General features: G+C 39.7%; 10 protein-coding genes and 1 pseudogene. 7 read left to right on the top strand and 4 right to left on the bottom strand.

What is annotated here, in order from left to right; all coding sequences use genetic code 11:
• Positions 1 to 305 precede the first annotated feature (305 nt).
• From ACN0U3_RS14170 to ACN0U3_RS14155, 4 genes are read right to left on the bottom strand one after another with little or no spacing between them, the layout of a single operon-like run.
• Complete coding sequence (locus ACN0U3_RS14170) at positions 306 to 551, bottom strand: hypothetical protein (protein WP_417266737.1); 246 nt, start codon at positions 549 to 551, stop codon at positions 306 to 308.
• Positions 552 to 559: 8 nt separating this feature from the next.
• Positions 560 to 724, bottom strand: coding sequence for a hypothetical protein (locus tag ACN0U3_RS14165; RefSeq protein ID WP_417266736.1), 165 nt, complete (start codon positions 722 to 724; stop codon positions 560 to 562).
• A gap of 58 nt (positions 725 to 782) precedes the next feature.
• Positions 783 to 1,196 (bottom strand): DUF5675 family protein, encoded by a 414-nt coding sequence (locus tag ACN0U3_RS14160; protein WP_417266735.1) that lies wholly within the window; start codon positions 1,194 to 1,196, stop codon positions 783 to 785.
• 3 nt (positions 1,197 to 1,199) lie between these two features.
• On the bottom strand, positions 1,200 to 1,955 hold the full coding sequence (locus ACN0U3_RS14155) for a hypothetical protein (RefSeq protein WP_417266734.1): 756 nt from the start codon (positions 1,953 to 1,955) through the stop codon (positions 1,200 to 1,202).
• Between the two features lie 132 nt (positions 1,956 to 2,087).
• Here ACN0U3_RS14155 and ACN0U3_RS14150 point away from each other — a divergent pair, with 132 nt between their 5' ends.
• The 7 genes and pseudogenes from ACN0U3_RS14150 (at position 2,088) to ACN0U3_RS14120 (ending at position 6,291) form a co-directional block, all read left to right on the top strand.
• Positions 2,088 to 2,339 (top strand): hypothetical protein, encoded by a 252-nt coding sequence (locus tag ACN0U3_RS14150; RefSeq protein WP_417266733.1) that lies wholly within the window; start codon positions 2,088 to 2,090, stop codon positions 2,337 to 2,339.
• A gap of 477 nt (positions 2,340 to 2,816) precedes the next feature.
• Positions 2,817 to 3,167: an Arm DNA-binding domain-containing protein gene (locus ACN0U3_RS14145; protein ID WP_417266738.1), complete on the top strand. Its 351-nt coding sequence runs from the start codon at positions 2,817 to 2,819 to the stop codon at positions 3,165 to 3,167.
• Positions 3,125 to 3,457 (top strand): annotated as a pseudogene (locus tag ACN0U3_RS14140) (ATPase); the annotation flags it as partial. The gene ACN0U3_RS14145 and the pseudogene ACN0U3_RS14140, both read left to right, overlap by 43 nt.
• Before the next feature lie 200 nt (positions 3,458 to 3,657).
• Positions 3,658 to 4,275, top strand: a complete 618-nt coding sequence (locus ACN0U3_RS14135) for a hypothetical protein (RefSeq protein WP_417266732.1) — start codon at positions 3,658 to 3,660, stop codon at positions 4,273 to 4,275.
• A gap of 57 nt (positions 4,276 to 4,332) precedes the next feature.
• Positions 4,333 to 4,950 carry a hypothetical protein gene (locus tag ACN0U3_RS14130; RefSeq protein ID WP_417266731.1) on the top strand — a complete coding sequence of 206 codons (618 nt, stop codon included), beginning with the start codon at positions 4,333 to 4,335 and terminating at the stop codon, positions 4,948 to 4,950.
• 295 nt (positions 4,951 to 5,245) lie between these two features.
• The gene (locus tag ACN0U3_RS14125) at positions 5,246 to 5,704 is read left to right on the top strand and encodes a mobile mystery protein A (RefSeq protein ID WP_417266730.1); all 459 of its coding nucleotides are present in this window, start codon (positions 5,246 to 5,248) and stop codon (positions 5,702 to 5,704) included.
• On the top strand, positions 5,695 to 6,291 hold the full coding sequence (locus tag ACN0U3_RS14120; protein ID WP_417266729.1) for a mobile mystery protein B: 597 nt from the start codon (positions 5,695 to 5,697) through the stop codon (positions 6,289 to 6,291). The genes ACN0U3_RS14125 and ACN0U3_RS14120 overlap by 10 nt, the downstream gene beginning before the upstream one ends.
• The last annotated feature ends 430 nt before the right edge of the window (positions 6,292 to 6,721 follow it).

Genomic DNA, 6,721 nt, shown 5'->3' with positions numbered 1-6,721 from the left:
AGACGAAATAGTCCCCCAAAAACCATCTTTAAAGGCGAGTTTCTAAAATTTAGGGGCGAACAAAAAATTTAGATAAAGTTTCATCAGCCTAGATTTTTTTGGTTCTTTTTTCATCAATGGAAAAAAGAACATAATTAATATTTAGGAGAAGGATGGCGCCGAATGAAAAATTTAGATACCTTTTCATCAGCCTAGATTTTTTTGGCTTGGTTTATCCTGAGCGCAGTCGAAGGGTTTTTATCAATGGAAAAAAGAACAGGAAAACTGTTTAATTTTCAAAACAATTATGGTCGTTTCTATAATCACTAAAATTTCTTCTCATCTTCCTTTTCCTTCTTCTTCTGAAAACTAAGATCCGACTTAAATCGAGCCGAAAAGAAATTCTTGACAACTATTTTTAATGAAAACGACACCGAAAAACTCACCACCGCCCCCACTAACGCCAAAATCCCTGTCCGAATCAAATCATCCGAACCAATGATTGGCAAAGTGGCCAAAACCGTCCCTCCGCAGGTTCCCATAATTGTCGAAAAAGATCTAAAAGGCATCATCAGTATTTTTAATTTACATCCGATTTGGTTTCCTCTTTACTTTCATCACTAACCACCGCTTGACTGACAGCAGTAACCACTGTTCCGGCAATAGTTAGGTAAGTTGCCACAGTTATTAATACGGCAGGAATAGCTACTGGTACCGCCAAAATAGCCGCTCCCGTAGATCCCAATACGATTCCAATATTCCGTAATGTCTTAAAGAATTTTGGGGTTGGTTTTTTATATCGCTCAATTAAATTCATAACGAGTACTTTTAATAGTTAATAAAACAGTTTGTTTTCGTTCAAACACTTGATGACACAAGGAAAGAACCTTTTGCATGGCCCTTCGCGAATTGGTCCCAACTCCAACCGATGTCAATTCCGAAACGGGAGCAATACATCCCAAGAGCTCATCCTTGGCATAATTGGCCGGATGCACCAAAATCAAATTCCGGTTAGGCACATTCTTGATCAATAAATGATTCCCAAATTTCTTTGAATACCGAGCTTCCAACGCATAAACCCCTTCCGGAATACAAGATTTCGAACGCTGATTTTCCAACCAAGGAAGTTCAATGGTGAAGCAAAGAAATCTCTTATTCAAAAAGAGGGAACCGTGGGTCCCCTCTTGATGATAACTTCGCTCTAGGACCAACTCCATATGCTATGGGGTATCAGTTAGAACAACTGCCAGGGCATTGAAAGCTCCATTTTTCAATGGATACATTTCCCCGTTGACTTCCTGGTAAAACTCCACTCCCAAAACCTCAAGTACCGGCAATGTGGAGTTCGGAGTCAAAACGCCGGCTAAATTTAACGGAGCAGTATCCGGTGCTGAATAAGGAAGAATTCCCGAATCGTCCATTTCAAAAACAAAAGATTCATTCACAAAATCCAATTCGGCTGCCCCCATCACAATTTTGAAATGCGTGGTTCCACCAGGAGCCGCAATCCGAACAACCGGACTGAAAGCCGCCAAATCCGCCGTAACATCCCCAGTGATTCGATCAAAGGCAACAACGAAAGGAGCAAAAAGAGTCGTTCCCAGTTTTCCTCTGATATTAAAATCGAACCCAGTGATTAACCCCAAATCCCCATCCTGAATGGTACGATCCCCTCTTTCGTTGATGAGATCAGATTTGACCACCGCCACCAGATCCTTGGTCAGTCGGCTTGTCACTCTCTTATCCTTTGCATTCTGCAGCAAAAGCCGAATAGCGTTTCGGATAAGCTTTCCACCCTTTCCAGCCCTTCCAAATTCAGAACCGTTCTCACGAGTTCTTTGGAAAGCCGGATCGTTCATAATACGGTCCTTCTCTACCCCACCCTTTTCCCGGGCCAGGTGACCGTCTGTCGTTTTGTAAAAGGAAATATCTCCGATAGTCCCTTTCAACTTGATAATACCTTTTTGTCTTGCCATTGCAATAAAATTTTAAGTTCTCGACAAAACACCGTATTTTTAAACCACTGCACGATTTTGACCCGTCACCCATTCCGAAAAAGTATTTTTTTACCGAAACAGCCGGTAAAAATTCCTAAATCTCTAGCATAGATGGAGTATGGATACAGTATGGATAAAGTATGGATAAAGTATGAAAACAATACAATGAAGTCAGATCGAGTGTGCATATTCCCCAAAGACGTCCAACGAATCACTGGAAGAAGTGAGCGATATGGCAGACTACTCCTGCACCAAATCAGAAAGCATCTTGACAAGCAGCCTCATCAGTTCATTACCGCAGAGGAATTTTCAGAATTCACAGGGATCAATCTACAAACCGTAAAAGATTATCTAAAAGATTAACAAAACGCATCAAACCCTATGATGAAAAATTTTCTAATAATTCGTATCTTTATACTCAGCGTGAAGTTGAAATCAGTACAACGATCTTTAAAATAAATGAACCCTAATCGAACACCCCTCAAAAATATGATTAAATAGGTGTTTGATTATCAGCGCAATACAAGGTAGGTGGTCGTTTTGTCATCCCGACCAAGTCAAATACCATTTGACACTAAAACCTTGTAAATCCTATGATTTACAGGGTTTTATCGTTTTTTAGCCAATAGCAAAAAGTCATTAAATTTGAACTTAATCCATCTTGTATGGGCCCTAAATGGTTCCCTTTTTAGGAAGGGTGTTTATTTGTACAACCTCTGATTTGACACTCGTTTTCAACATTTTATTTAACCCGAAAACGTAATTATCATGAGAAATTCCGGCACATTTTCCGTCCATATTCAACCACGCTTTGAAAAGGAATCAAAAGGATAAACCCCAATATACGTCAGAATAACTATTAATGGGAAGCTGACTAAATTCAGTCTTTTGCGAAGCTTCACCACACCCTTATGGGACTCCACCAAATCCCGACTCAAAGGATCCAGTTTAGAAGCCCGACAAATCAACACTTATCTAGCTCAGGTTCTAATCGAGATCAACGATGCTTATCGACAGCTGCTAAAAGAAAAGAAGCTAATAACTCCACATTTTGTGAAAGCTCGCTATCTCGGAGAAGACGAAATCAACAAAGCCCTACTCCAACTCAGTGCCTACCACAACACAAACATGAAGTCCGTGCTAAAGCCAGGAACATCGTATTCGGTTTCAATAATCTTGGATATTCAATAATCGAACAATATGGAAATAGTCCCTATTTCTGCTTCGATGACCTCGGTGTAGAACCCGAAGGAAAACACTTCGGAAAAGACTGCAACGTACTAGGAGAAATCTTACTATCTCGTCACGAAATTTTCACCAAATGTCCTTTGAAACATCGAACACGAGCAATGACCCACATTACCTCCAACCTCAACGCCGAAGAAATCGAAGACCGTTACGGCAACCGCGTCCGCAGCCGCCTACGCGAAATGGTAAACGTAATAGGCTTCGACAAAAACACAAAAGACAAACGAAAATAATCCCCACCCTCCGAAGCCTTGGCGAAAGGGGGCCAATCAACCCAAACAACAAATCGAAAACTATCGTCTACCGTCTAAAGACTACCGACCGAACAACCCATAACCCAAACAACAAATCGACAACTACCGTCTAACGTCTAAAGACTACCGACTGCCGACTACCGACTACCGACTGAAAAATAACCCAAAACTCATAACCAATGAACACCCCTCCCTTCTGGCTCTGGTTCCTCACCAACGAACACATCCTCCGAAACATCCACACCCTTTCAGAAAAAGGAAGGGAAGAACTATTGTACTGGTTCTCCAAACATTTAGATTACTACAGCCCTAATATAAGCTTCAGAATTATAATTCCTCCTCTAGATCAAGACCTACCTATCCTATCCTTTGGAGCAAGTGCAGAACCCGAAGTGAGAGTTCTCTTGGTAAAATTGTTAGAAACAGCTCCAAAACTACCAAACTGGATTATAACGGCGTCTATAACATCTTTGGCCGATTTAGATCCCAACTATTTTGAAAAAGAATATTGTTTAAACGGATTTTGTTGCAAACCATCCCACATAAAGTTTTGGGCATTACTAAATGACCCCATCACAGATCAATTCATTTTTGGAATCCATCTCGATATTCCTACAAATGACAAAGACCCCGATCTAGTTTACGAAACAGTGGTAATAATCCTGAAAGACACCCTTGGAGACGAAAAATACGAGCGACATATCGAAGACATCATCATCCAAAACCAACTCCCGGATGATGAAGAAATACTCGAACTCAAAGAGCTCAAACTGTATTTAGAAGGCTACAAATCATAGAAAATAGGCAACCTTATTCAGGCATATTCAAACTCATAACTTTGAACTCAAACCCCAATGAAAACAAACCTATTCTGGTCCTGGTTCCTCGCCAACGAAAAAAAACTACGCTCCATTCACACCCTTCCAGAAAGTGAATGCAACCAATTATTATTCTGGTTTTACCAGCATCTTCGATGCTACAGCGCTGATATAGGTTTCCAAATACTTATTAAAACGAGTTCCAAAAAACGCCGAACACTTACATTTTCCACCGGTGGTGATAGTGAGGCACATCAAATCATTTTAAATCTAATAGAATCAGCCCCAAAAATTCCCAATTGGATCATCTCAACCACCATAGAAACCCTATCTGAAGATGATTCAGAATATCTCGAAAATGAATTCAACATAAATAAAGCAAGCTTTATCACCTCCAACATTAAGGCCTGGATTCAACATATTGACCCAGTAACAAATAAATTTATAGTAGGAATAGTTCTCAATTTCCCAACAGCTAATATTACCCCCGAAATAGCACACCAAACAGTAGTCAGAATATTAAAAGAAATCCTAGGCGATTACATCTACAACCACCACATAGAAAACATCATCATCCACAACCAAATCCCAATCGATAAAGAAGTATTCGAACTCAATGAGCTAAAACTGTATTTAGAAGGCAATAAATCATAGAAAAAACAACTTTATCCAGGCAAAAAACTCATAACTCATAGTTCATAACTAGAACACCCGTCAACCAGCACCCGTCATAACGCATACCTAGAAAACTGCAAACTGTTACTGCTTACTGCCACTGAATACTGATTACTGACCAAAGACTCATATCTAGAACAAATACCCAGCATCCGTCAGGCTATAACCTTACTTTTAAAACACATTCGTCAGGCTTTACCCTGACTTATAATTTGTTTTTGTCAGGATATAGCCTTACTTTTGAAAAGATTTAGTCATGATATAACCTTACATTATGAACAAAAGAAAACTACAACTAGAACAATTAGATCGTAAACTAAGAGGGTTTACCACAGCCGCTAGCATTACCCCGCCTCCAACGGGCTGGCTTAAAGCCGTCCGTACGTCTTTAGGAATGTCACTACAACAATTAGCGGATAGGCTTTCCATTACCAAACAAAGCGTACAAGAAATAGAAAAAAGAGAGAAAAATGGTAATATTACCCTTAACAATTTAAAGGAAACTGCAAATGCACTAAATATGCAATTAGTATACGGTTTCGTGCCTAAAGATGGCACCCTGGACGACCTCATTGATCGCAAAGCTAGAGAACTAGCTATTCGCATTGTTTCAAGGACCTCAAACACAATGAAACTAGAAGATCAAGAAAACTCTAAAACCCGTCTCAAAAAAGCTGTAGAAGAACGCACTATGAGTATTAAAAACGAAATGCCGAAAATGCTGTGGGATTAAACTTAAAATACATTAAAGGTCAAACCCCACTTGATGAAGAAGAAAAAGAAGGCTTACTGATAGAAACAATCTCCACAGTCGCTGATTTGGACGAGTTCGAACAACTAAATATCGAAGAAGCACTACAATGGGTGTTCAGTAAAAAATTCAAAGCCAAGCAGGTATTTACAGAAAAGTTTATTTGCGATATATATAAACGAATGTACGGCAATATATGGCAATGGGCAGGACAGTTTAGAAAAACCAATAAAAACATCGGAGTTGATAGGCATCAAATTTCAATACAACTTAAAATGCTGTGCGATGACGCCTTGTTTTGGATAGAAAATAACACATATCCACCAATAGAAATAGCTATTCGTTTCAAGCACCGCATAGTGAGCATTCATTGTTTCCCTAATGGTAATGGAAGACACAGCAGATTAATGGCCGACATAATTATCGAAAAACTCTTCGGCGAGGAACCCTTCTCTTGGGGCGCATCAAACCTTTCTAAAGCAAACGATACCAGAGCTACCTACTTAAAGGCCGTAAAACTGGCCGATCAACAGGATTATAAACTTTTACTAGACTTCGCAAAATCCTAAACCTTAGTTGCCACAACATCCCCACTACCCTCTCCAGATTTGCATATCACAAATCGAGATTCCCAGGATAAATCAAACACCAAAACAAACTCATAACTAGAAGAACACCCAGCATCCTACAAAATACCCAATGAATCAAAGGTGCCTGAGCCTGTCCGCCGAAGGAGGATGTTTTGAAAGCTGAGAAGAAAGTACAATAAAACTATAAAATACTATATGCTTATCCGTGAAGTAGCCTAAAATAGACTTAAGACGTTAAAACGTAGTACATAAGACTTTGACTCGGACCCGCCCGAGATCGCGAACTTTATCTAACTTGGATTCAATGTGTCACCACGAATTGCACTAATATTCACGAATTCATTCTTTTCTGAAAATGATGGCGCAAACAGGACGCTTTAGATTTCACGAATGGAACAGACTTTAAGTC

The sequence above is a fragment of the Brumimicrobium sp. genome, assembly GCF_048268645.1.
Taxonomy (GTDB): domain Bacteria; phylum Bacteroidota; class Bacteroidia; order Flavobacteriales_D; family Crocinitomicaceae; genus Brumimicrobium; species Brumimicrobium ulvae.
Note: the sequence above shows the minus strand (reverse complement) of the source record. Positions and strands in the feature narration are given on the sequence as shown.

Coding starts and splice junctions, on each gene's coding strand:
- ACN0U3_RS14170 (WP_417266737.1), bottom strand. CDS start 551: ATGATGCCTTTTAGATCTTTTTCGACAATTATGGGAACCTGCGGAGGG.
- ACN0U3_RS14160 (WP_417266735.1), bottom strand. CDS start 1,196: ATGGAGTTGGTCCTAGAGCGAAGTTATCATCAAGAGGGGACCCACGGT.
- ACN0U3_RS14155 (WP_417266734.1), bottom strand. CDS start 1,955: ATGGCAAGACAAAAAGGTATTATCAAGTTGAAAGGGACTATCGGAGAT.
- ACN0U3_RS14150 (WP_417266733.1), top strand. CDS start 2,088: ATGGAGTATGGATACAGTATGGATAAAGTATGGATAAAGTATGAAAAC.
- ACN0U3_RS14135 (WP_417266732.1), top strand. CDS start 3,658: ATGAACACCCCTCCCTTCTGGCTCTGGTTCCTCACCAACGAACACATC.
- ACN0U3_RS14130 (WP_417266731.1), top strand. CDS start 4,333: ATGAAAACAAACCTATTCTGGTCCTGGTTCCTCGCCAACGAAAAAAAA.
- ACN0U3_RS14125 (WP_417266730.1), top strand. CDS start 5,246: ATGAACAAAAGAAAACTACAACTAGAACAATTAGATCGTAAACTAAGA.